The sequence below is a fragment of the Paenibacillus sp. FSL R7-0345 genome (assembly GCF_038595055.1).
Taxonomy (GTDB): Bacteria; Bacillota; Bacilli; order Paenibacillales; family Paenibacillaceae; genus Paenibacillus_AQ.
This window is the reverse complement of record NZ_CP152002.1, coordinates 4,001,817-4,025,435: the sequence shown is the minus strand read 5'-3', so window position 1 is coordinate 4,025,435 and position 23,619 is coordinate 4,001,817. Positions and strand designations below refer to the sequence as shown.

The following is a 23,619-nucleotide window of genomic DNA, read 5'->3' as shown; positions in this document are numbered from 1 at the left end:
TGGACAATGGGATCAATTTTTAAAAGCGTTGCGGCCGAAGAAGAATACTACCATTGCTATGATAAAAGTTTAGAATGCTTCGAGTTGAACGGGATGTCACGCTACATCGGGACGACCTTCGGAGATACATATGTGACTTGTTTTGGTGATTCAAGTAAGGAGCCGCTGATTCTTCTGCATGGAATGACGATGAGTAGTACGATGTGGTTTCCAAATATCAAGCATCTGATCCAGGAAAGATACGTATATGCTGTTGATGTTATGGGCGATTTTGGTAAAAGCAAACCTGTTGTTGCCATAAAAAACAGGGAGGCTGCCAACCAGTGGCTGCTTGAGGTTTTGAACGCTCTGCAATGCAGCAAGGCAGACTTGGCGGGTCATTCGATGGGCGGATTTCTATCCCTGAATTTTGCACTGGCTCACCCGGAACGTGTCTCAAAGCTGCTGCTCTATGCCCCTGCCGGAACGTTTCATAAAATGAGCTTGACATTTTTTGCGAAAATTTATCCTGCATTATTGTTTCACACCGAAAAGCGGATTGATCAGGCATTTTTATGGTTTTCTGGCAAGGGAGAGCCGTTGCATCCTGTATTCCGGGCACAGGTCATTTCAGGTTACAGCCATGCAAAGCCGCTTCTTCAGCTAATGCCCTCTGTTTTTGAACAACAGGAATTTCGTAATTATCATATTTCCACTCTGCTCTTGATAGGTGATAAAGAGGTAATATACCCGGCCGGAAAGGCAATGGCAAATGCCAAAAAGCTGATACCTGATCTTGAGGCTCATGTGATTGCCGGGGCAAGCCATTCCCTGACAATGGAGCACGCCGATGTTGTGAACGAATTAACCGTTCGCTTTTTGCAAAAAAAGCACATAACCTGAAATTTTAAGGAGAGTTAAGAAGCTTGATTTTCAAACTGATTCCCTTAATCGATATATTATTTGGCTCGGATATAATCCGTGTTCTGAACTGTTCTTCAGTAATTTTTCCGGACAGCAGTTCTATTTCTGGCAGTCACAGGAGTATAATGCAATGTCGTAAAAAGGGGCCACTTCAAATGCGTAATATACGCTAATGTATCCTTTGTTGTCATGAGGGTGCCAGCCGGGTAATAAGAATAAATAGGTGAAAGCCAAGGAAGCGGGGGATCGATGATGGCAGCACAGATGATATCAGGCGTGAGCCGGGTGCAGACGATTGCAGCCTACGGCGGCACACAGAGCGATGTCAGTTCGTTGGAAAAGCAGCGGGACCGGCTGATGATGGAGCTGGAGAAGGTGAACGCTACGCAGGGCGGCGAACAGAATTCCTTCCGTAAGGAACAGCTGCAGCGGCAAATCCGGTTATTAGAGGTACAGCTCGCGCAAAAGGTCGGCAGTACTGCTTCTGTTGATGTTGTATCTGCTTTTCCTGTAAATCAGGCACCGTCCCCGCGCACGGAATGGAAGGGAGGCCTCAGAGGTATCGGTATGACCGATCCCCGGACGGCTACAGTGGATTCGGAGGGACATTTTGACGCGTTGATCTAAGTAAGGACGAAAGGAGAATAAAGAGTGTACTTTTCCTTCTTGTGATAAAAAGAGAAGGCCATCCCTCAAGGATGGCCCTTTTCAATGTCCGTGAAACTCGCGCTCTTCCACTTTCCGCAGCGATTTTGCAAACGCCATCCCAACTCCAACAGCCAGACAGGTCAGGCCGGCGGCAAAAATATACAGCTTGACGATGCCGAACGTCTCAGCCGCCCAGGCCATCCCGAGCAGCGAGATGCAGAAGAACAGATGCAGCACTGTCGCCTGGGCGGACAATACCTTGGGCAGCTGTGTGCTGTCCACGCTATGCTGGACAAGTGTGCGGCGGGTTACAATGCTCATCTCGGCAAAAGGCCCCATCAGGAGGACGAGCGCAAGCGCAAGAATGAGATTGGTATTGACCGCATACAGAAAGGTAAGCAGACCATAGCCGGCCATGCCGATCAGCATGTAACGCAGCAGGCTGCTGCCGATTCTGCGCACCGCCGAGATGACCAGGAATCCTCCGCCGATCGTACCGGCGAAATAGGTAGCGTTAATAAATCCCCACCATTCCTCGCCCTGTCCCAGAGCCTGCTGTACAAAAATCAGGGTAAACGCACCAACCCAGACGGAACCCCCGAGCATATCAATCGCATCAATAGCGGTAAGCGCCCTCAGACTTGGCGTGTGCCAGATGATTTTCCAGCCTTCAGACAGTACAGCCCATGTGGAGGGAAGGGGGGGATCTGTTTCCGCCTGTTCAGCAGAACCAGCGTCCGCAGGCTTAGCCGTCAGAGGTTCTTTGACCTGTAAAGTCAGCAGGGCGGCGAGAGCGTAGATGACCGCCGTTAGCAGCAGGGTATAGGTAGTACCGATCCAGACGATGATCAGGCCGCTCAGCCCCCAGCCGGCGAACTGCACAATCTGGTCACTCACCGACATCAGGCCGTTGGCCCGGAGCAGTCCTTCTCTGGAGGCTGTCAGCCGCGGTACGAGGGCATTACGTGCCGGCACAGTCCAGCCATCCAGAAAGGACATGGCAAAGATCAGCACGAACACAATGGGTAGCGAAGCGCTGCTGCCCTGCATACCAAGGTAGACTGCCATTGCGGCAAAGAGCAGGAATTGGCCGGACTGTGACAGCAGGAGCAAGCTGGACAGCCTGAACCGCTCAATCAACAGCGGCGCAAGCAGTCCGCTGAGCATCTGAGAGAGTGAACGGAAGAGAGGAACCAGTGTAGCCGAAATCAGGCTGCCGGTGTGATCCAGCACCAGTACGGTTAATGCCATTATGTAGAGGACATCTGCAGCGTTAGCCGCAGATTGCGTACCCCATAAGTAGTAAAAGGATTTGCTGAGGCGGGTTTTATTCATGACAATCTCCATAATCTAGGTTGTAGTTTGGTATAATTAAGTAAATGCATCCGCAATGCCTGCAATAATCTTCCTATAATAGGTCTGCTCATGTGGAACAAAGCTGCCGGTCCCAACTTCCTCATCAATAGCGCTGCGGCGGTCTCCTTCTACACGGAAGCCGCGGATCCGGATGGCAGGTAGCTTGCCTTCCCACAGGCCGCGGAAATCAGCGAAGCTGGCGGTCACGAGGCCGGCTACCTCCTCAGGCTGCAGATTAAAGGCTTTGAGCGGTAAGGCCGTTTCATGCAGAAAGACATTAGCCCGTTCGCGGTCCAGGAAGCCTTCAGTATCCATTGTATAAGGAATAATACCAAGCGGATGCAGCGCAGCAAAAGGCACAGTGATTCCCAGCTCCTCCTCAAGCTCACGCAGGCCATCCTCCGTGGTTTCGTGGGAGAGCAGATGACCGGCTGCCGTAATATCCAGCAGTCCGGCGTAATCCCGTTTCTGCGTGCTGCGCAGCTGGAGCCAGATGGACAAGCCGGCATCCGGCTCACGGCTGACCAGCCAGCAGTGAAAGGTTTCATGCCACAGTCCCAGACGGTGTACAACACTGCGGGGAGCAGAGCCGGTAATCTTTCCGTGTTCATCAAACGTAGTCAGTAATTCATCGTTCATGCGCGGTACTCCTTTGGATAATTTTACAACCTGGTGTTCATCGGCTAAATATAGCACAGCCTTTGTGATACAGGCAATGCTTAGCCGGCAGAATGCAGCTTTATGCCTCGGGAGGCCAGCGCCAGAAATTCTGTCACATAACATGAAGGAGGCACGACAATGAATACAATGAAGAGTTCACGTTTATGTAAGCTGATTATTGCAGCAGCCCTTATGTGCTCGGTCTTTTTTACCGGAAGCGGTTCAGCCCTTGTATATGCGGATTCTCCCGTTACTTCCACAGCTATTTACAAAGCCTATCTGGATGTTGAGATTGTAGCTGAAGCTGAAAAATCAGGGCTAAACCGCACTGTAGCGGACTATCTGGCCCTCCCCGGCAATCCGCTCGATGTGAAAGCGGCTGTGATCAATGCTTTATATTCTGACCTGACCTGGTCAGACAGGGATTATGCTGAGGAATATGCGCAGCTGGTGTATGGTAAATCAACTGCTTCTCTGGACAAGTCAACTCTGAGCGCACAGGAGCTGTTTGTGATCGGCTACCTGAAGGTGCTGGATCATTACCTCGACCCGGATATCACCTGGATTACTGCAGCACATAAGGCATTACCGGACAGCCAGACAGCCGCCCTGATTCAGGCTCTGGCCGCCTCCCAGCAGAATATGGACTGCGGCTGGATTATTACGGATCAGGTCCTTAACAATACCAAGCTGACCAAAGATCTGCGGCCGGAAGCGGTAGCTATTATTACTGAATATATGTCTTTATATGAAGGAAGTCCTTGTCAGTATCAAGAAGAATGGACAGCCATAAACGCCTTGACGGATGCGATTTTGAAGGATGGGGTTGTGCTGACGGTTGGAGATTATCTGGTGTTGGCGAGAAACCAGCTTACGTGGGTCGATGAAAACAATAACAAGGTTAAGCCCTATATCCGGGATGGCCGGACGATGGTGCCGCTGAAGTTCATTTCGGCTAACTTTGGTGCCAATATAGCGGTTGATCTCAAAAAGCTGGAAGCGACAGTAATATATATGAATCAGAAGACCGTTATTTCAGATGCCGAAATCTTAAATGGACGGACCTTTGTGCCGCTTAGAGCAGTAGCAGATGCTTTGAAAAAGCATGTGTATTACGATAAAGGCCTGATCATTATTACCGATAAAATTATAATTAACCCGCAGGATAATCAGAGTATAGAGGCAGTGGAGCATATCAGACGTGTGCTGAAGCTGCTGCAGAAATAGAACCGAGCGGAGGGAGCGATATAATGTATTTGGCTAAAATGGACCGCGGGACGTTTGAGGCTTGGAGTGATACATGCTCGGCCGTTCCTGTATGGAACCGGTGTTTATGCTGATCCGCGGCAAATCGCCTGAACTCAAAGCGGAGGTAATCCGGCAGCTGGGCCCGGGACAGAGAGCGCTCTGCATGTTCCGGGTATTCTATGACCATGCTCACAAATCAGCAGCAGAGTATTATGCATGGTTGTCCTACATCCTTGATATGCCCGGTTATTGGGACGAGATACAGGAGGGGGTGCTGTTCTTTGGGGATTCAGCGATGATCCGGCTGCTGGAGGAGACGAGAAATACGCTGGAGCTAAGAAATAACCGGTTGGGCCGGGGGTGGAGTGAGGCTGCCTTCAATGATCTGGAGCAGGACCTGGAGCTGGGGGAACAGATTGCAGCTTATTATGAGGATTTTCGGCATGTATCAAAAGAAAGTCTGGCAGCTATTGCCGGTTATATCCGCGATCATCCTGAGGAATTCGTCTCATTCTCCGGCGGTGAATAAGCAGCTGCTTAAAACCAAACACCCGCATGCCGGAGGCATGCGGGTGTAAGTGTATGTGATAGCTCCTTCATCCGGAGGAATGAAGCGATATTATCTGGCCAGCCATCCGCCGTCTACAGCCAGGATATGGCCGTTCAGGTAGTCGGAAGCAGCGGAAGCCAGGAACACTGCAGGACCTTTAACGTCTTCAGCAGTTCCCCAACGGCCAGCAGGGATACGCTCAAGGATGGAATCGGAACGGTTCTGGTCCGCACGGATTGGCGCAGTGTTTTCAGTAGCCATGTATCCTGGAGCAATAGCATTAACGTTCAGGCCGTATTGAGCCCATTCGTTAGCAAAAGCTTTGGTCAAGCCGGCAACAGCGTGTTTACTTGCTGTGTAGCCAGGAACGTTGATACCGCCCTGGTAGGACAGCATGGAGCAGATGTTGATGATTTTGCCTGTGCCTCTTTCCAGGAAGTGGCGGCCTGCGATCTGGGACAGCAGGAATACAGTGTTCTGGTTGAGGTTGATTACGTCGAACCAGTCTTTTTCACTGTGGTCCTTGGCTGGAGTACGGCGGATCATGCCTGCGCAGTTAACGAGGATATCCACTTTGCCGGTCAGTTCCAGAGCCTGGTCGAATGCGCCCTGCAGCTTGGTGTGGTCACTCAGGTCAGCAGAGATGCTCATGGCTTTGACGCCAAAAGCTTCACAGCCAGCTACTGTTTCATTACTCTCATTGAGCGAGATGGATACAACGTCTGCACCCGCTTCGGCAAAGGCCAGGGCGATCCCTTGACCCAGACCTTGTGCTGCTCCGGTTACGATTGCTGTTTTGCCTGCAAGACTGAATAATGATGACATATATTTCGCTCCTTTAAATTAGGGGATGGTGTGGAATTCGGTTTGTATCCGGCTGCTTAGCCGACTTCAATAGTGATGCCTGACTTACGGAATTGCTCCGCCGTTTCAGGGGACAGGCCGCTGTCTGTCAGCAGCACATCGACTTCCTGCAGTGAAGCGAAGGTGCGCAGCGCAGTCTGTCCGAACTTGTGATGGTCACAGGCAGCAAACACCTTGCGGGCTGTGGATACAAGCGCCTGCTTGAAGTCAATTAAGTCACCGGTGTAGATAGACAGTCCGTGCTCGATGTGCACGGCTGTAGCCGACAGAAATGCTTTTTGTATATTTAGCTTTTGCACGTAGGAGACGGCTTCGGGGCCTGCCAGCATATTGCGGACACGGTACCCTCCGGGGACGACCAGACGGATGTTGTCTTTTGGAACAAGCTCGCTGATGATGTACACATCATTGGTAACCACCGTCAGAGACATATTGTCCAGCCGCCGGGCAATCTCCAGCGTCGTGCTTCCGCCGTCCAGTGCAATGATGTCATCCTGTTCGATGTGGGAAATGGCTCGCAGCGCAATCTCCGTTTTCTCGTCTGAATATTTATCCAGCGGGTTCTTTACGGGGAGAATTCCGAACTGATCGCTCTGGGCAAGCACGGCTCCGCCGTGCACCCGTACAATCAATCCCTGCTCCTCCAGCTTGCTGAGATCCTCGCGGATTGTTTTTCCGCTGACCTGCAGCCTGTCGCTGAGCTCATTTACCGTTACATCCTTCTGGTTCAGCATAACTTCCATAATCATCTCGTGTCGCCGTATCGGGTTCATCCGCCTGCCTCGTCTTTCCGTAGTTGGTTTTCTTCTATTTTAATTCTTTCATGCCTACGGGGTCCATATCATCGTAACGTTTATTGTCACCGGCCATACTCCAGATGAAGGTATAGTTGTGTGTACCTACGCCGCTGTGAATCGACCAGCTTGGGGAAATGACGGCCTGCTCATTGTGCATTACGATATGGCGGGTTTCAGTCGGCTCACCCATCAGGTGGAACACAATGGAATCATCCGGCAGATCGAAGTAGAAGTAGGCTTCCATCCGGCGCGGGTGAGTGTGGGACGGCATTGTATTCCACATGCTGCCCGGTTTCAGCTGCGTCATACCCATTACCAGCTGAGCGCTCTGTACGCCGTTAGTATGGATGAAACGGTGAATAGTACGTTCGTTGGAATTTTCCAGTCCGCCGAGTGCGCCGGATTCGGATTCTTCCAGTGTAGTCTTGGTAGTAGGGTAGGACTGGTGAGCCGGAGCAGAGTTCAGATAGAACTTGGCAGGCTTGGCACTGTCAGCGCTTTTGAATACAACATCCTTTGCGCCTTGTCCCACATACAGACATTCTTTGAAACCGATCTCATATTCAGTACCGTCTACAACGATCGAACCCTGGCCGCCGACATTGATAACACCCAGCTCACGGCGTTCCAGGAAGTAAGTTACCCCAAGCTCCTTCAAGTCAGTGGTGAGTACAACATCTTCATTTACCGGATTGGCTCCGCCCACGATCATGCGGTCTTCGTGAGTCAGAACCAGCTTCAGTTCATCTGGAGCAAAAATAACCGGGATATGGAACTCCTTGCGCAGGCGCTCAGTGTCAAACTGCTTAACTTCATTCGGGTGTGATGCAAAACGTCTTTCCATTACGGATTCAATCCCCTTCGCTGACGTATTTTTCGTTCGTATAGGTACAATTTAATCCATTTACGTTCATTTGGCAAGAGGTAATCTTTTTTAGTCTGTTTATTTTAGTTTATTTGTTGTTTTTTGTGATTGCCATATGAACGGAAAGCGTGCACAATAGGATGGAAATAATACCCTGGGAGGGGAAAATGATGACGGCTCAGCTACACTATAAATTAGATAATCCTTATGCACATAGACAGCGGGAGATCATTCGGAAAATAGCATTGGAGGCGCAGGCGCTGCCGCTGCTGGATAGCGGACTGTGGTTCCACGATGACGTGCGGAATAACTTCTATTATGCTTCCTATCTGTTCGCGGCCGCTGTAGAGGATTCAATGCTCCTTGAAGAAGAGCGGGAGCAGGCCCGGCACAAAGCAGAGGCAGTGCTGCTCGAAACGGTGCTGCTGCAGAACCGGCAGCCCGGTACCCGGCTGTACGGCCACTGGCCGCTCGGCCTGAGCCCGCTGCCGCGTGAAGCCGCGCCTCATGAGCTGCCGGCAGAAATTATGGGCAGCCTGCTGGTCTGGTTCTGCAAGCACTATAACTGTCTGCTGAGCGCTGCACTTAGAGTAGCTTTGCATACAGCAACCGGGCATATTTACCGCAGTGGATATTTCCGTAAAGAAGTGGTGCATTACGGGCACCACGAAGCGAAATATACAGCTGCCAAGCTGATCTTCGGCCAGCTGTTCGGGGATGAGGTGCTGCGTGCAGATGGCATAGCCAGTCTGGAGCAGACGCTGGAGCATATCCGGGCAAAGGGGATGCCGGAATACGGCAGCCTGCCGTGGTTCTGGCACTGGGTGCAGGCGTTCACCTGCGCCTGGGAGCTGGAGGCGGACAGCAGAGTCCGGGCATTGCTTGGCGAGATGCTTGACTGCCTCTGGGAGGTGCGGGCAGACTTCTATCTGCGCGGAGCCTGGGTCGGTGCCCATTCCCGCGGCTGGCCGCATGATGTGCCGGCTGACCGCAACGTGCTGCATGATTATGTGCAGTTCGGCGATTTTCCGCTGACCGGGAGTATGCCGCGCACGGAATATGCCGGCTTTCTGTTCTACGAGGCTCCGGCGCAGGCCCGGGAAACGGCGTTAAACCGCCGCGAGCCAGTAGAGGTGAAGAAGCTAACGCAAAAAGTAAATCCGGACGATTCTCAAGAGCAGCCATTACTGCATTCATACGCTTATATTACAGACACGTATGCGGCGGGCGGATTGTGGGAGCGGGTAGAGGAGTTCGATAATGAACAGCTCCGCTGGGCTTATTCTTTGCCGGTCAGCGGGGAAGGAGAGGTCAACCGGCTCTACTTCTTCCATCCAGGTGAAGGCTATCGTACAGGCGATCCCCGCCATCAGAGCCCGTATATGGAAGTGTTGTACCACAAGGGGACTGTGTTAACGTTGTTCCCTGTGCCTGAAGGGACAGACGACACGGTTATCGGTGTACTGCCAATCGGAGAGTGGCTGGAGCAGGAACAGGCGCTTTACGGCCTGGTTCGCGGCGTTTATTTTTCCGTCTGGCTGTCCGATACTTATCAGCTGACCCGCCGGGCGGATTATCTGGAAGTAACAGCGTCAGGAATGCCGGGCGGCGTGGTGGTTGAAGCTCTCACTGGAGACGAGGCAGCGGATCAGGGCATTGGCAGTCTGGCTGAGTTTGCCGCTGTGATATCAGCGCTTAAGCCTGCGTTCGTTGTTGAAAGCGGTGGCGGGCAGACGGTGGAATACACTGCCCTAAGCGGTGATCTGCTACGGCTTGAAGCCGGTATAGATAAAAGGCCGGTTACTGCAATTAACGGAAATATAGTTAGCTTAGCGGATTACAAGGTGTAGCAGCTGCGAGCTGTTTGATTACTTGTCCAGCAAGTGCTAATCTTTTCGGGAGAACATCTCATAGTGTGCGTTTCAGAGTCCGGATACAAGTGATCCGGATACATTAGTTGGATTTTCGCTGCTTAATTTTAATGTTTATTAACAATGGTGGACATTAGTTGTAAATACGACACTTATTTCGGCCCGGAAGCCCTATTTGGACCGAAATAAGTGAAATTAAGATACATTTTTCCACTTAGTGTCCTTCTTTCCGGTTGATAACTAACAATTAGGTGGCGAATTTCCACTTAGTTTGATCTGCACGAGCCATGAGCCTCAAAATGGAGTAATCACTCAGATTGGAGGAACCCGGATGACCGCAAGTGTGCAAAAGGTGCCCGGAGGTTTCTGGCTGGCATGTCTGTCTGGATGTTATAGAAGTGTTACTGAATGGTGAGGAGTTCGGCGACCGCAAGCATGCGTGGGAAGAACAATACAAGGTATATACCGGACTGGTTGAACGGATGCGTAATAGCTGAATAGGGAAACATTTGAAGCTGCCCTTCCGGGACAGCTTTTTGTATGTTTAGAAGCGCATCACATTCTCTATAAAGAGAAAGAACAAAAAACTAAATACATTCACATATATGTAATAAATTACCTCGAAAGCATCTGTACAATCCTAAAAAAGGATTTATAGTGGAAGTTAAGATGACTCCTGCGGAAAAATGCTTTTCGCAGCAATCTGCATCTTGCGATTTTAAGGAGGAATGCGATGGACACTACATCCTTTTGTCAGTAAAGACAGCAAGAATAACATGGAAAAGCTACAGCTGCAACCTGCTACTGAAAAAACAAATAATACTCTGGAGGTAAATGTTAACGTGAAAATAAAAAAGAGATTTTCCTTCACTGCATGTATTGCGCTTTCAGCTGTACTCGCTCTCGGCGGCTTGCAATGGGGTATACCGTCGGCACATGCGGCAAACGTTTTCAGTGATGATTTTGAGTCCGGCAGCGCCGGCAGCTGGACCAGCACGACAGGTACTTGGTCAGTAGTCAAGGACGGCAGCTCTTATGTATATTATCAATCCGGCAGTTCAGAAGGGCGCACCTCGGCAGGCAACGGCTCTTGGACGGACTATAGTGTCAAGGCTGATGTGAAAATCGATAATTTTAACGGCAATAACCGCACGTATGTATGCGGCCGTTATAAGGACGGGAATAATTACTATGCGGCTTCCATCTCCAATTCGAACGGCGGAACATTGGAAATCCGTAAAAAGTTCGGCGGTGAGAGCAGTACACTCGCAACGAAACCCTATTCCATCACGACAGGAACGGTGTATAACATCCGGCTGGAACTGGACGGAGATTCGATCAGCATGTATGTGAATAATGTGCTTCAATTAAATGCACACGATAACAATTTAACCTCCGGCGGTGTTGGCTTGATCGCCTACAAGACGGCTGCCAAGTTCGATAACGTAATTGTAAGCGATACCATTGCTGCTCCTACATCTACGCCGGCCGCCACAACGGCACCTACCAGCAGTCCGACAGCAGCTCCTACACCGGCAGCAACGCCTTCGGCAACAGCGACAGCAGCCCCTACTCCTGCACCTACCGTTGTCCCGACTGCAACTCCGGTTTCCGGCGCGCTTTATGTCGCGGCTAACGGTGCCGCAGCCAATGCAGGTACGATTGGAAGCCCGACTACGCTGCAATCAGCATTGACCCGGGTTGCTGCTGGAGGCACGATTTACCTGCGCGGCGGTACGTATTCCTTCTCTTCACCGGTAACCATTGAGCGGGACAACAGCGGCACCTCCAGTGCACGCAAAAACATCGTTGCCTATGGAAGTGAAAAGCCGGTCCTTGATTTCTCCGCACAAGCCTTTGCATCCACTGAACGCGGTTTGCAGATCTTTGGCCATTACTGGCATATAAAAGGACTTGAAGTCAAGGGAGCCGGAGACAACGGGGTCTTTATCGGCGGTAATTACAATATTATCGAAAATGTGGAGACTCACCATAACCGGGATTCCGGCCTGCAGATCAGCCGTTATGCCTCGTCTGCCTCCAGCATGAGCGACTGGCCGAGCTACAATCAGATTATCGGCGTATACTCCCATGATAACTTTGACCCGGACAACGGGGAGGATGCCGATGGATTTGCCGCCAAGCTGACCATTGGGCCCGGTAATGTGTTCGATAAATGTATTGCAGCCTGGAATACGGATGATGGTTGGGATCTGTACACCAAGTCGGATACGGGGCCGATCGGTGTCGTAACCATTAAAAACAGCATTGCTTACAAGAACGGTCAAACCTCTGACGGCAATTCCACTTCAAACAGCGACGGCAACGGCTTCAAATTGGGCGGGGAATCCATTTCCGTGAACCATGTTGTAACCAACAGCATTGCCTTCCAGAACAAAAAGCACGGGTTCACCTATAACAGTAACCCGGGTTCCATCAAAATGACCAATAATACATCATGGAGTAATGGCGGAAGCAACTTTGCTTTTGATGCAGGCACCCATGTCTTCACGAATAACCTGAGCTTTGCCGGAGCATCGAGCGACAAGACGAGCGGAACGGATGTTTCCGGCACTAATGTATGGTGGAAGAATAACGCCAGCACCAATGCCAAGGGGCTCGTGGTCAGCAGTGCTGATTTCGTAAGCCTGACTCCTGCGGTTGTGCGTAACGCGGATGGCTCTTTCAGCCTCGGTAATTTCCTGAAGCTGGCCTCAGGCAGCGATTTGATTAGTTCCGGTACGCCAAGCGGGACTAATATCGGCGCCACTATTCAATAGTACTGTAATAATGCTGTACAATTAGAGGAACCGGGCTGCTGTCCGGTTCTTTTTGCTGCGCTGCGGGTTGCTGCCCGGGGAGTACATGTTATAATATTTAGGAGCATTCATTATAGCTGCTGAACAGCTGCTAAAAGGAATCCCAGGAATGGCTTAATGGAGGTAAAGCGTGGCAAAAGCGAAAGTGGCCAAACGGCCGACAAGAGATGAATTTGTGCTGGAGGAGCTTGGCAACCAGCTGACGGAAGCAATGCAGGAGGAGTCAGTCATTGTGCTGACCGTATGGGGAAAAGAAGAAGAGGTACGCGGGCAGATTACCGGAATGGACTCACGGACCGGTAAGGTGCATGTAAGCTTTGGCGGGGAACTGCTCAAGGTTCCTTTTATGGATATTATGGCAATTAATTATCCGCGCGATTAGACGGGATAGACGGCTTAGCCGAGTGCCGTTACAATAACTGAACCCTTGGGAAACCAAGGGTTTTTGTTATTACCCGGCAGGCAGTCCATCATCTCTTTTTGAGATACCAGTCTGCTGCGTTCTGATAAAGAGCTTTATCGGCAAGCCAATCACCGAGCGTCTCATAGATCAGCTCAATATCCGCAGGGTGGTAGGGGCGGCGTGCTCTAGTAGATGGCAGGTCGGTCCCGAACATTAACGCGTCCGGATTAACCGCAGCTATTGCACTGAGTGCCTGCGGCACATCAAGCGTGACGCGTCCGAAGCCGGTCGCTTTTACCCGGATGCCTTGGTCGACGAGGGCAAGCAGATGATGAAAACCGTCCTGCGATAACCCTAAATGATCCACGGATACCGCAGGAAGGGCAGCCAGAACCGGGACGATGTCCGGCAGATTTACCGAGTCGATATACAGCTCCGTATGCCAGCCGGCTAGCTCATAGACTCTTCTGGCCATGTAATCCAGCTGTGACAAGTCTTCCGAGCCTCCACGCCGGACGTTGAAGCGGACAGCCCTTACGCCATAGGCATGCAGCTTCAGCAGCTCCTCGTCGGAAGTATCATGGGGCAGTTGCGTTACTCCGACAAAATTTGGCCCGAGTGTCTGCAGTGAGTCGATTAAATAACTTTGGTCAAATCCCTGAAAGGACCCGGAGACCACGGCGCCGCCTTTCAGTTCAAGCTCCCCGGCACTGTCCAGATAATCCCGGCAGGTGAAGGGTTCCGGTAAAAAGCCCTGATTCTCAATAAGCGGGAAGCGGGGATCAATAATGTGCAGATGGGCATCAAAGGCAGTGCGCATACAAGCTCCTTTCCAAAGCGGGTAATGGGACAAGCCTGATTTTATTATAGACTATGGCCAGGCACACGCCAAAATTCAGGTTTGCAGCAGAACAGCGGCATTGAACGGTAAAAATCGCGTGTTATAATAGCTTTTAATACATAATTAGACAGTTTAATGGGATTGGATAAAGAGAGAAGGGCAGAAAGGGTGAAAGACATTGCAGATCAATAAAACCAATGCGCTACGGATGCTGGATGCCAAGGGCATCAGCTATGAGGTGCATCATTATGACAATGAGGACGGGGCGATTCACGGAACAGCTGTAGCGGACAAAATTGGTAAAGACCCGGAGACGGTTTATAAAACACTGGTTGCGCACAGCGGACCGAACCTGTATGTGTTTGTTATTCCGGTAGGCGAGGAGCTTGATCTGAAGAAGGCGGCCAAGGCTGCGGGGGAGAAAAAGATTGAAATGCTGCCGCTCAAGGATCTGCTGAAATGGACAGGGTACATACGGGGCGGCTGCTCACCGGTCGGGATGAAGAAGCTGTATCCTACCTTTATTGAGGAAAGCGCGGAGCTGTACGATACGATCGCGGTCAGCGCAGGCAAAATCGGTATGCAGATGGAGCTGGTTCCGCAGGAGCTGGCGGGTATGACGGGCGCGGTGTTTTGTGATCTAGTCAAATAGAAGGCAAGCCAAAAAAAGCAGTGGTGCGGAGATATGGCCTCCGGTCACTGCTTTTTTTATAGCCGCCTTGCCGGTCCCAGGTAACAGGACTTTACAATCCGGCTGCCAGCAGGCCAAGATATTCCTTCAGGGCAACCCCGGTGGACTCCATGGCGCCCGGGGAAGGGAACAGCTTGGAGAGATAGAAGGAGCCTCCCGGGCTGACTCTATAATCGCTCGGGTAAGCCTGCGGAGACAATCCGGTCTTGCGGAACTCCTCTATGCCGCGCGCGATATGGAAAGCAGAGGTAACCAGCACCGGCCGGCTGAGGCCATACTCTTTCATCAGCGCTGCGGTGTATTCAGCGTTCTGCTCGGTGTTAAGCGATTTGTTCTCGGTCAGGATATCCTCTGCCGGAATGCCAAGGCCGGTCAGCTGGCGTTTCGCAATATCCGCCTCATTGCCGCTGTCGGCAAACACCTGACCGCCGGTGAACAGCAGCGGCAGTCCGGATTCTCTGTACAGCCGCGCTGCAGTCAGCAGCCGGTTGGCCGCCGGGCCGGATATATTGCCTTCGCCGTCAATATCCGGTGTTCCGCTCGTCGCACCGCCGCCTAAAATCACAATGACATCGCCGTCGATTTGGGACGGCTGGGCATATTTGCGTTCCAGGCTGCCCATCAGCAAATCAGACATCCACGGCGTCATGGACAGGTAGAGCAGTACAGTAAGCATCAGCAAGGTGATGGAGGGCAGGCGGTTTTTGCGCCAGATCCAGATTGCTGCCGCCGCGAACAGCAGGACGAACAGGCCCGGCGGCAGAAGGAAGCTGTAGAGAAATTTAATGAAATAAATCAGGAAGATGACCGCCTTTCCTTTTTTGTACAAGTATACAAGCTGTGGCGGGATTATGCCATGCTGCCGATAGGCACACTTTTCAGGCTGGCTGCAGTAAATATCCGGTCACTGTGGTTTAATGGGGAAGAATGTAACAGCGGTAGCATCTGATGATGATGAAGGGAGCGGGATGAATGAATGCTGGGCAAGCCTTGTTTTCTCTGGCGGCGGGCTATCGTCATACTGCCGGACTGAGGGCGGATGGCACAGTGGCGGCGACGGGAGATAATAAATATGGCCAATGTGATGTAAGCGGCTGGAGTGACATAGTAGCAATTGCGGCCGGAAACGCGCATACCGGCAATTCCCATACCATCGGGCTAAAAGCGGACGGTACCGTAGTTGCCGCCGGGTGGAACAGGCACGGTCAATGTGAGGTGAGCGGGTGGGGCGATATAGTGGCGGTCGCCGCCGGCTGGCGCCGCACTGTCGGGCTGAAAGCAGATGGTACTGTGGTTGCCGCAGGCCGGAATCAGGAAGGCGAATGTAATGTAAGCGGCTGGAGCGACATTCTGGCGGTAGCGGCAGGGGACTGGCATACTGCCGGTCTCCGGTCAGACGGCTCGGTGATGGTTGCAGGCAATAACCGGTACGGCCAGTCCAATGTAAGCGGCTGGCGCGGTATTGTAACAGTAGCTGCCGGCTATTTGCATACGGTGGGGCTTCAACCAGACGGCACGGTTATAGCCGCGGGCCGCAATAAAGAGAGCCAGTGCGAGGTAAGCAGCTGGAACGGTATTATGGCGGTAGCGGCAGGAAGTCATCATACGGTGGGTCTTAAAGCGGATGGTACAGTGACGGCTACAGGCTGGAATAAGTATGGTGAATCCGAGTTAAGCGGCTGGCGTGATATTGTAGCAGCGGCTGCAGGCTGCACTCATACTGTTGGTCTCAGAAAAGATGGCACAGTGGTTGCCGCAGGCAGTAATGAATACGGACAATGCGGGGTAAGCGGCTGGAATGGTATCCAGGTGCCCGGCTTGTGATGATGAACAGCCGTGTGCCGTTTCCCGCGCATGGCTTTTTTTATATGAGCTCCTGAAGGAAGGATAGGTGACCAGTGAAGTACAGCATCAGGAGAGCTCGCCCTCCAAAAAAATATACACCATAACCCCGGAAGGGCGGGCTGAACTGAAGCGCTGGGTACTGTCCCCGCCGGAGCAGCCGGAGGCCAGGAACACCTTTCTTATTCAGCTCGCCTGGAGCGAACAGCTGGACACGGGCGAGATTCTCGGGATGCTGGACGCGTATGAACAGGAAATAATGAGCCTTATCCGGCTGGAGCAGGGCCGCGCGGATAAGGGGCAGTATGCGCCGGACCGGAGTCCGCGGGAAGCCTAATTTGCGGACTGGACTTGCCGGAACAGTGCTGCAGAAATTCATGATTTTGCAGTATGAACTTGCCAATACAACAAACCTTAACGCAAGGGGAAGGTTTCGCCTTTATCGAATAGATACGGCTAAGAGGATATGCAGCAGTTCATTCATTTTAAGATGTTTTGTGATGTATCCGTTGGCTTCAAATAAATCAACGAGTTCATAAATCGGAATATAATTCTCGTCATTCTCACCAGCTGCCCCTTCTTTGCTGTCCATCATTAAATCCGCAATGCAGATCCGGCCATGCGGTTTCAATACTCTGCGCATTTCTTGAATAGCCATCCGCTTTTGATCGTCCGTAAGGTGATGCAGGGCAAAACTCGAAACAACAAAATCAAACTTCCCGTCAAGGCAGGGCAACGCCAGGAAATTGCCAAGCTTGGTCTCTATCGATGGAAATTTGCGCTGGCACTCCTTTAACATTTCATTTGACTGGTCGACTCCAGTCATTTCCGCACCTGCATCAATCAGTCTTCCAGCCAAATTCCCCGTTCCTGTTCCGATATCAAGTCCCCGTTCCCCGCGGATTGGCGACACCCACTCCACTATGAGGCTAAGCGCCTCCTCGTAATCTTTATATTTCCTTTTGTTTTCCTGCACCAGCTGATCGTGAACGCTGGCCAAGCGGTCAAATCCCCACTTATCCTCCCATGCCCGCTGTTCCCGCAACCTTCTTGAACCTTCCGCAAGAGTATAGATGTCGTCCAGCGGAAGCGCCCGGTTTTGCTTGAGGCTTGCAATCATGCTGTCTGTCGTTTCTATGATCTGTTTCATCTCGACCCACTTGGAGAACATGACGGACCGTTGCAGCTCCAAAAAATATTGTAATTGGCTGTTTCCCCGGACTTCGATATCCGACAACACCGTCTGAATGTCGCTAACCGCCATCCCCGATTCCCGTAGTGCAATGATTGTCTGTAAGCGCCAAATGTCTTCTTCGTCAAACATACGGTATTGGTTATCATCTTGTTTGGAGGGAGCGATGAGGCCTTTCTCTTCGTAGAAACGGATGGCCCTCTGCGATATTTTTAACCTGTCTGAGACCTCTTTTATTTTCATGAGAAACCACCTTTGACCTTCACTTTACGTCAGGGTTTAGTATAAAGCCAGAAAGGGAGGCTGTCATGATGAAAAAATTAATCAAAGGCGCGACCATCTTAACCATGGAAAGCAATGGACCATTTGTAGGAGACATTCTCATTGACGGAGACCGCATATCGGACATTCAGACTGACATTACCGCTGAAGTCGATGAAGTGATTTACGGCGAAGGTATGGCAGCGATGCCTGGGCTTATTAACGCTCACCAGCATACCCCGATGAGCTTATTGAGAGGATTTTCCGACGACCTCAAGCTTATGGACTGGTTAGACAAGAAAATGCTGCCCGCTGAATCCCGAATGACGCCTGAGGACATTTACTGGGGCACAAAGCTCGCAATGGCCGAAATGATCAAATCGGGTACGACTGCTTTTGCCGACATGTATATCCACATGAATGAAATTGCTGCTGCGATAGAAGAAGTCGGCATGCGGGCTTCTTTAACCCGGGGATTAGTCTTCCTTGAAAAGGACGGAGGCCGGCGAATGTCTGAGGCGGTTGATCTCATCCGTCGCTGGAGCGGTAAAGCCGATGGCCGGATTACCACAATGCTGGGACCCCATTCCCCCTATACGGTTCCTCCCCAGCCCTTCGCAGAGGTAATCGCGCTTGCGGAGCAGGAGAACATTGCGATACACACGCATCTTGCGGAAACCAAAGAGGAAGTAATCAAGATTCGGGAACAGTACAATCAAACGCCAACCGAATATTTGTATCACCTCGGTCTGTTTGAAAAGGCTCATGTGCTCTTGGCGCACAGCGTTCATCTTAACCGCCGCGACATCGGGTATTTGAAGGGGATGCGGGGAGGCGTATCCCATAATCCGGTAAGCAATCTCAAACTTGGATGCGGGATTGCGCCGATTACGGATATAATCGAACAGGGGATTACCGTAGGGATAGGGACGGATGGAGCTGGCAGTGCTGTGACGTTAGATATGTTTTCCGAAATTAGAGCTGCAACTTGGCTGCAAAAGCTGGATTACGGAGACCCCGCGAAGCTTCCCGCTTTGGATGCCCTTCGCATGGCGACAGCTGGAAGTGCGGAATTGTTGAACATAGGCCATGAAGTGGGCACGCTGGAAATCGGGAAAAAAGCGGACATCATCCTGATCGATCTGAGAAAACCCCATTTACAGCCGGTCCACAATATTTATTCGCTGCTCGCCTATTGCGCTAACGGACCGGATGTAGACACGACCATCATAAACGGAAAAGTGTTGATGAAAGGCCGAGAGCTGCTGACTATCGACGAAGATGAGCTGTTCAAGCAAGTATCCCTACGTTCGAAACGTATCGTCGAGGGCATCTGATTACCAGTTACAGTTTTCCATGTATCCACCGTCGTTTGCTTTTAGAATCGTGATTCTAGTATGTTCAGGTATGAGGACCGTCTCTTTGACGGTCTTTTTGTATGGATATTGTAAGAGTGTGTAAGCGGAGTGTAATTTTTTAGTTAAATCGTTGTGGGGATGCCTGTATACAGGTAACATCCTATATAAGCATAAGATTGATTGCGGAGGGAGAATGGAAGTGAACAAGCCGGTAGTGAGCGAACGGGGTTTATTTAAATCCTTACTCGAAATTTTAATGGTATCAGGCAAGCTGGGTTTTACCTCATTTGGCGGCCCAGTAGCACATCTTGGTTATTTCCATGATGAATACATCCGTAAAAGGAAATGGATGGACGAGAAAAATTATGCTGACTTAGTGGCGTTATGCCAATTTTTACCGGGTCCGGCCAGCAGTCAGGTGGGGATTGGTATGGGGGTTATGCGGGCTGGAGTACTCGGGGGAGTGGTCTCTTTTCTCGGATTTACGCTGCCTTCTGTGATTGCATTAATGCTGTTTGCCTTGATCCTTCAGGGGCTGGATGTAAGCAGCGCAGGCTGGATTCATGGCTTGAAAATTGTGGCTGTCGCCGTTGTGGCCCACGCCGTTACAGGTATGGCCCAGAAACTGACTCCGGATTTAAAAAGAAAAGCAATTGCATTATTGGCATTGGTGATTACATTAATGTGGCAGACAGCGTATACTCAAGTTGGGATTATTATCCTGTCAGCTGTACTTGGTTTCCTTATCTATAGCCAAGAGGCGGCTGAATCAGATGATAGGATCAGTTTTCCGGTTAAGCGCAGCCTGGCAATCGTATGCCTGGTTTTGTTTTTCGGACTGCTCATTCTCCTTCCGCTCCTCAGAGAGACTACCTCCATTCACTGGATTGCGATGTTTGACAGCTTTTACCGTTCCGGTGCGCTTGTGTTTGGCGGAGGTCATGTCGTCTTGCCGCTACTTGAACGGGAATTTGTGACAACGGGCTGGGTGAGCGAAGAAGCATTTCTCGCAGGTTACGGAGCGGCTCAAGCTATTCCGGGGCCATTGTTTACTTTTGCCTCCTATCTGGGTGCTGTAATGAACGGATGGGCCGGAGGGCTGCTTGCGACAGCTGCTATTTTTCTGCCTGCATTTTTATTGATCCTGGGAACCCTGCCTTTCTGGGACAGCATACGCCGGAATCCAAAAGCAAAAGGTGCTCTAATGGGCGTTAATGCAGCCGTAGTAGGTATATTAATCTCTGCTTTTTATCAGCCGATCTGGATCAGTTCCATTCTGGCGCCTGCTGATTTTGCTTTTGCCGCGATATTGTTTAGCATGCTGGTTTATTGGAAACTGCCGCCATGGATCGTAGTGTTAACGGGGGCGCTGGGCGGGGCGGTTATGGGCTGGATGTAAAATCACAAAATAGTTTAGGAGGTCAAACCATGCACATCGCTTTCGCAACTGAATCTGACAATGAATACATAAAAGATCGTGACCGGCATATTCCAGAGAACCTGATACCGGCAAAAATAAAGGCAAATGAAATCTATATCCTACAGGACGAGGATGGAAGTAGGATTGGATGGATGAGGTATGGTTACTTCTGGGACAATATCCCGTTCATGAACCTGATCTGGGTAGATGAACCCTATCGGGGCAAGGGGGCAGGAGCGGAGGTTGTTCAGTTCTGGGAGGAACAAATGAAACAAAAGGGGTATGATATGGTGATGACCTCTACCCAGGCCGATGAAGGAGCCCAGCATTTTTACAGAAAACTGGGATATAAAGACGCAGGCTGTTTAATCCTTGATTCGCAGCCGCTCGAAATCCTGCTTACCAAGAAGCTGGATCTTACAAATTAAAAAGATTAAGCCCGTTTCCGCCAATCCGCAGGCGAGAACGGGCTTTCTTTTACCTGAAAAGCATTCTTCAGTGCGCCAGGCTTTCCAGATCCGGCTGTAATTTGTTGCGCAGAATATACAGCATGCCGGCTCCGACCAGGAAAGCGGCAGCGTCCGCTATCACGAGTGACCAGACTACCCCGTGGAAACCGCTCATGCGGTTGGCGATGTAGAGCACAGGAATGAGTGTTGCGCCTTGAATAATGGACATGATAAATGCCGCAGTCCCTTGCGCGGTTGCCTGAAAAATCCCCGTAAACAATGCAGTCGTACCCGAAATGAACAAGGATAAGAAGGTCACATGCAGAATGTAGCTGCCCATCTCAATTAACTGCGGGTCATTCGTGAACAAGCCGATTAAATGGCCGGAAATGAGATAGACGATGAGTCCGAAGGCAACAGCTAAGGCTACAATGCTTTTGACCGTAAATCCGATGGTCTGCTTCATCCGCAACCGGTTGGCTGTAAAAGAAAAAGCGATCAGCGGTACGACTCCCTCACACAAGCCCATGATAATAAACTCGGGAAACTGCAGTAAGCGGGATGAAATGCCGTAAGCGGCTACCGCCGAATCGCCATATTCCACAAGATAATGGTTGAGAATTAGCGACATAGCGCCCATAAAGATGCTCATAATAAGGACGGGAACTCCGATTTTAAAGACATTGCTGAAAATTTCTTTGGTAACCTTGAACCACCGTACGGATACCGTTAAAAATTTGCTTTTGTATCCCATATGGAAGGCATAGTATACACTCGCAACGAGGTTGGAAATGACAGTCGCTGAAGCAACACCGATTACGTCCCAATGGAAAACAAAGATGACTAACGCATCAAGAATAATATTTACCGCAACGCTGAGAATCATGCCAACCATTGACGTAACAGCTGCTCCTTCAGAGCGCACAATATTCTCCAGCGTGAAGCATAATACTAGGAACGGGGAACCGATAAGCATAATCTTGACATAATCCTTCGTAAAACCGAAGGACTCAGGCGTTGCCCCCAGGCTATGGACAATGGAATCGATAAGCGGCAGGCCGGCAGCAATTACGATCAGACCAAGGGCCAGACTGCTGTAAAAAGCGAATGAGGATACATGCTTCACATCATCAAATTTTTTCTCACCCAGCAATCGGGAGATGAAGGTACCGCTGCCCATGCCGATAAAATTACCCAGCGCCATAATAATGGCGAACAGCGGCAGGGTGAGTGCGAGTGCGGTTAACATCGCAGTATTGTGGAGTGTTCCGATAAAATAGGCATTCAGGATGGAATATATAACACTCATGGACATGCCCAGCATCATAGGTACAGCGAAGTGGGCTACGGCTTTGGCAACAGGGGCTTTCTCAAAGTAATGGAGGTTTTCTGCATCCATTTCAATCACTTCTTTCCGGTTTATTAAGTGTTTATCTAACGGTGTTAGATTGAACCTTACAGTGTTAGATGATATCATGGGCATAGGGACTTGTAAAGCAAAAACTTACACTGTTAGATAAAAGGGCGGATAATGATGAAAAAGCAGCAGCCTCAAGTTTCGGAGGAACGGATTTTGGAAGCCTCCTGGGAGCTTCTTGGAGAGGATGGCATCGAGAAATTCAGCATGAGACGGCTGGCAGACCGGGTAGGGATTCAGGCTCCTTCTCTGTACTGGTATTTCAAGAGCAAACAGAAGCTCTACCAGAGCCTGGCCAATCAGATTTCAAAAATAATCCTGGAGGAGTTCCAATCTGAAGGGGGCTGGAAGGAGCAGCTGACGGGACTTGCGGTGACGGTACGGGGTGTGCTCAGCCGGTATCCCTGCTCGACACAGCTCATGATGATGACGCTGCCCCATGAGCCGGACATCATCCGGTTTACGAACCAAATGCTGCTCTGTGTGGAGGAGACGCCGCTTGAGCCGGATCAGAAATTGCAAGCGGCTACCACGATTATGAACTATGTTTTCTTTTTCGTTCTGGACAGTTACCAGCATGAGCGTAATGTCTCTGCAATCATCAAAGAAGATCAGGGAATGCTTCCGGGCGAGGAGCTGCAACGGCAGCTGGACACAATGAGTGAGCAGGATGCAGGACTGTTCCGGAGAATGTTTACGACCGGGCTGTTCGAGGTGATGGGAACGGACCGGGCCTTTGAATTCGGCTTGCAGCTGATTATGCTGGGGATTGAGCAGGTGATCCTGGAGCAGGAGAAGCAGTAAGGCGTAATACATTTCCGGTTAGCGGTCAGGCAGAATAAAGGTATTTAAATGGGGCAGCGCTTCGCCCGGTTATCCGGGTGGGCAACTGCTCTTTTTTTGGAGGTTATAATTAATAAATAAAAATATAAAAAGATTCATACTATTTAAAAATTATAATTGACTAATACATGATAAAAACATTAAAATAAAAGCGGTTACAGAGTTTCTTGAGGTTTATTGTTTATATTTATTTAAAATAAAACAAAACCAATCAGGGACTTTTTTTCGAGCATCTATTGAAAGCGTTTCATTTATAGCGGATAAAAGGAGGTGCTGTCCCGTACCATAGATGCTGCTAATTAACCAGACGGGCAATTGAAA

At 50.5% G+C, this 23,619-nt stretch carries 22 protein-coding genes and 1 pseudogene; 14 read left to right on the top strand and 9 right to left on the bottom strand.

What is annotated here, in order from left to right; all coding sequences use genetic code 11:
- Nucleotides 1-6 precede the first annotated feature (6 nt).
- On the top strand, nucleotides 7-882 hold the full coding sequence (locus tag NST84_RS17115; RefSeq protein ID WP_342561382.1) for an alpha/beta hydrolase: 876 nt from the start codon (nucleotides 7-9) through the stop codon (nucleotides 880-882).
- Between the two features lie 273 nt (nucleotides 883-1,155).
- A complete protein-coding gene (locus NST84_RS17110) occupies nucleotides 1,156-1,530 on the top strand; it encodes a hypothetical protein (RefSeq protein ID WP_342561381.1) in 375 nt (124 codons plus the stop codon).
- An 81-nt stretch (nucleotides 1,531-1,611) separates the two neighbouring features.
- Here NST84_RS17110 and NST84_RS17105 read toward each other — a convergent pair whose 3' ends face one another.
- The gene (locus tag NST84_RS17105; protein ID WP_342561380.1) at nucleotides 1,612-2,886 is read right to left on the bottom strand and encodes an MFS transporter; all 1,275 of its coding nucleotides are present in this window, start codon (nucleotides 2,884-2,886) and stop codon (nucleotides 1,612-1,614) included.
- 36 nt (nucleotides 2,887-2,922) lie between these two features.
- Nucleotides 2,923-3,546, bottom strand: coding sequence for an NUDIX domain-containing protein (locus NST84_RS17100; protein ID WP_342561379.1), 624 nt, complete (start codon nucleotides 3,544-3,546; stop codon nucleotides 2,923-2,925).
- A 159-nt stretch (nucleotides 3,547-3,705) separates the two neighbouring features.
- Between NST84_RS17100 and NST84_RS17095 the strand changes: the two genes are divergently transcribed.
- Both NST84_RS17095 and NST84_RS17090 read left to right on the top strand, forming a co-directional pair.
- Nucleotides 3,706-4,794 carry a stalk domain-containing protein gene (locus NST84_RS17095; RefSeq protein WP_342561378.1) on the top strand — a complete coding sequence of 363 codons (1,089 nt, stop codon included), beginning with the start codon at nucleotides 3,706-3,708 and terminating at the stop codon, nucleotides 4,792-4,794.
- A 91-nt stretch (nucleotides 4,795-4,885) separates the two neighbouring features.
- A complete protein-coding gene (locus NST84_RS17090; protein WP_342561377.1) occupies nucleotides 4,886-5,344 on the top strand; it encodes a hypothetical protein in 459 nt (152 codons plus the stop codon).
- 90 nt (nucleotides 5,345-5,434) lie between these two features.
- Here the strand turns inward: NST84_RS17090 and kduD are convergent, their stop codons facing one another.
- The 3 genes from kduD to kduI are packed head-to-tail and all read right to left on the bottom strand — an operon-like array spanning nucleotide 5,435 to nucleotide 7,870.
- Nucleotides 5,435-6,190 carry a 2-dehydro-3-deoxy-D-gluconate 5-dehydrogenase KduD gene (gene kduD, locus NST84_RS17085; RefSeq protein ID WP_342561376.1) on the bottom strand — a complete coding sequence of 252 codons (756 nt, stop codon included), beginning with the start codon at nucleotides 6,188-6,190 and terminating at the stop codon, nucleotides 5,435-5,437.
- Nucleotides 6,191-6,246: 56 nt separating this feature from the next.
- The gene (locus NST84_RS17080; RefSeq protein WP_342561375.1) at nucleotides 6,247-7,002 is read right to left on the bottom strand and encodes a DeoR/GlpR family DNA-binding transcription regulator; all 756 of its coding nucleotides are present in this window, start codon (nucleotides 7,000-7,002) and stop codon (nucleotides 6,247-6,249) included.
- A gap of 34 nt (nucleotides 7,003-7,036) precedes the next feature.
- On the bottom strand, nucleotides 7,037-7,870 hold the full coding sequence (gene kduI, locus NST84_RS17075) for a 5-dehydro-4-deoxy-D-glucuronate isomerase (protein ID WP_277472767.1): 834 nt from the start codon (nucleotides 7,868-7,870) through the stop codon (nucleotides 7,037-7,039).
- A gap of 191 nt (nucleotides 7,871-8,061) precedes the next feature.
- Here kduI and NST84_RS17070 point away from each other — a divergent pair, with 191 nt between their 5' ends.
- From NST84_RS17070 to NST84_RS17060, 3 genes and pseudogenes are all read left to right on the top strand, one after another.
- Complete coding sequence (locus NST84_RS17070; protein WP_342561374.1) at nucleotides 8,062-9,741, top strand: hypothetical protein; 1,680 nt, start codon at nucleotides 8,062-8,064, stop codon at nucleotides 9,739-9,741.
- Nucleotides 9,742-11,372: 1,631 nt separating this feature from the next.
- Nucleotides 11,373-12,542: pseudogene (locus NST84_RS17065) on the top strand (right-handed parallel beta-helix repeat-containing protein); the annotation flags it as partial.
- Nucleotides 12,543-12,711: 169 nt separating this feature from the next.
- Nucleotides 12,712-12,963 carry a YolD-like family protein gene (locus NST84_RS17060; RefSeq protein ID WP_342561373.1) on the top strand — a complete coding sequence of 84 codons (252 nt, stop codon included), beginning with the start codon at nucleotides 12,712-12,714 and terminating at the stop codon, nucleotides 12,961-12,963.
- Between the two features lie 88 nt (nucleotides 12,964-13,051).
- Here the strand turns inward: NST84_RS17060 and NST84_RS17055 are convergent, their stop codons facing one another.
- Nucleotides 13,052-13,804 carry an amidohydrolase family protein gene (locus NST84_RS17055; RefSeq protein ID WP_342561372.1) on the bottom strand — a complete coding sequence of 251 codons (753 nt, stop codon included), beginning with the start codon at nucleotides 13,802-13,804 and terminating at the stop codon, nucleotides 13,052-13,054.
- A gap of 199 nt (nucleotides 13,805-14,003) precedes the next feature.
- Here NST84_RS17055 and ybaK point away from each other — a divergent pair, with 199 nt between their 5' ends.
- Nucleotides 14,004-14,477 (top strand): Cys-tRNA(Pro) deacylase, encoded by a 474-nt coding sequence (gene ybaK, locus NST84_RS17050; protein WP_342561371.1) that lies wholly within the window; start codon nucleotides 14,004-14,006, stop codon nucleotides 14,475-14,477.
- 91 nt (nucleotides 14,478-14,568) lie between these two features.
- On the opposite strand, the gene NST84_RS17045 is transcribed toward ybaK, so the two are convergent.
- The gene (locus tag NST84_RS17045) at nucleotides 14,569-15,315 is read right to left on the bottom strand and encodes a YdcF family protein (RefSeq protein ID WP_342566461.1); all 747 of its coding nucleotides are present in this window, start codon (nucleotides 15,313-15,315) and stop codon (nucleotides 14,569-14,571) included.
- 173 nt (nucleotides 15,316-15,488) lie between these two features.
- On the opposite strand from NST84_RS17045, the gene NST84_RS17040 reads away from it, so the two are divergent.
- Both NST84_RS17040 and NST84_RS17035 read left to right on the top strand, forming a co-directional pair.
- Entirely contained in the window at nucleotides 15,489-16,340 is an 852-nt protein-coding gene (locus NST84_RS17040; protein WP_342561370.1) for a chromosome condensation regulator, read from the top strand.
- 67 nt (nucleotides 16,341-16,407) lie between these two features.
- Complete coding sequence (locus NST84_RS17035) at nucleotides 16,408-16,695, top strand: hypothetical protein (protein ID WP_342561369.1); 288 nt, start codon at nucleotides 16,408-16,410, stop codon at nucleotides 16,693-16,695.
- A 102-nt stretch (nucleotides 16,696-16,797) separates the two neighbouring features.
- On the opposite strand, the gene NST84_RS17030 is transcribed toward NST84_RS17035, so the two are convergent.
- Complete coding sequence (locus NST84_RS17030) at nucleotides 16,798-17,793, bottom strand: MerR family transcriptional regulator (protein ID WP_342561368.1); 996 nt, start codon at nucleotides 17,791-17,793, stop codon at nucleotides 16,798-16,800.
- A 65-nt stretch (nucleotides 17,794-17,858) separates the two neighbouring features.
- Between NST84_RS17030 and NST84_RS17025 the strand changes: the two genes are divergently transcribed.
- The 3 genes from NST84_RS17025 to NST84_RS17015 all read left to right on the top strand — a co-directional run bounded on the left by NST84_RS17025 (nucleotide 17,859) and on the right by NST84_RS17015 (nucleotide 21,017).
- Entirely contained in the window at nucleotides 17,859-19,148 is a 1,290-nt protein-coding gene (locus NST84_RS17025) for an amidohydrolase (protein ID WP_342561367.1), read from the top strand.
- Nucleotides 19,149-19,362: 214 nt separating this feature from the next.
- Nucleotides 19,363-20,568, top strand: a complete 1,206-nt coding sequence (locus NST84_RS17020; protein WP_342561366.1) for a chromate transporter — start codon at nucleotides 19,363-19,365, stop codon at nucleotides 20,566-20,568.
- A 29-nt stretch (nucleotides 20,569-20,597) separates the two neighbouring features.
- Nucleotides 20,598-21,017 (top strand): GNAT family N-acetyltransferase, encoded by a 420-nt coding sequence (locus NST84_RS17015; RefSeq protein ID WP_342566460.1) that lies wholly within the window; start codon nucleotides 20,598-20,600, stop codon nucleotides 21,015-21,017.
- A 67-nt stretch (nucleotides 21,018-21,084) separates the two neighbouring features.
- Here the strand turns inward: NST84_RS17015 and NST84_RS17010 are convergent, their stop codons facing one another.
- Nucleotides 21,085-22,437 (bottom strand): MATE family efflux transporter, encoded by a 1,353-nt coding sequence (locus NST84_RS17010; RefSeq protein WP_342561365.1) that lies wholly within the window; start codon nucleotides 22,435-22,437, stop codon nucleotides 21,085-21,087.
- Between the two features lie 135 nt (nucleotides 22,438-22,572).
- Between NST84_RS17010 and NST84_RS17005 the strand changes: the two genes are divergently transcribed.
- Complete coding sequence (locus tag NST84_RS17005; RefSeq protein ID WP_342561364.1) at nucleotides 22,573-23,259, top strand: TetR/AcrR family transcriptional regulator C-terminal domain-containing protein; 687 nt, start codon at nucleotides 22,573-22,575, stop codon at nucleotides 23,257-23,259.
- Nucleotides 23,260-23,619 lie beyond the last annotated feature (360 nt).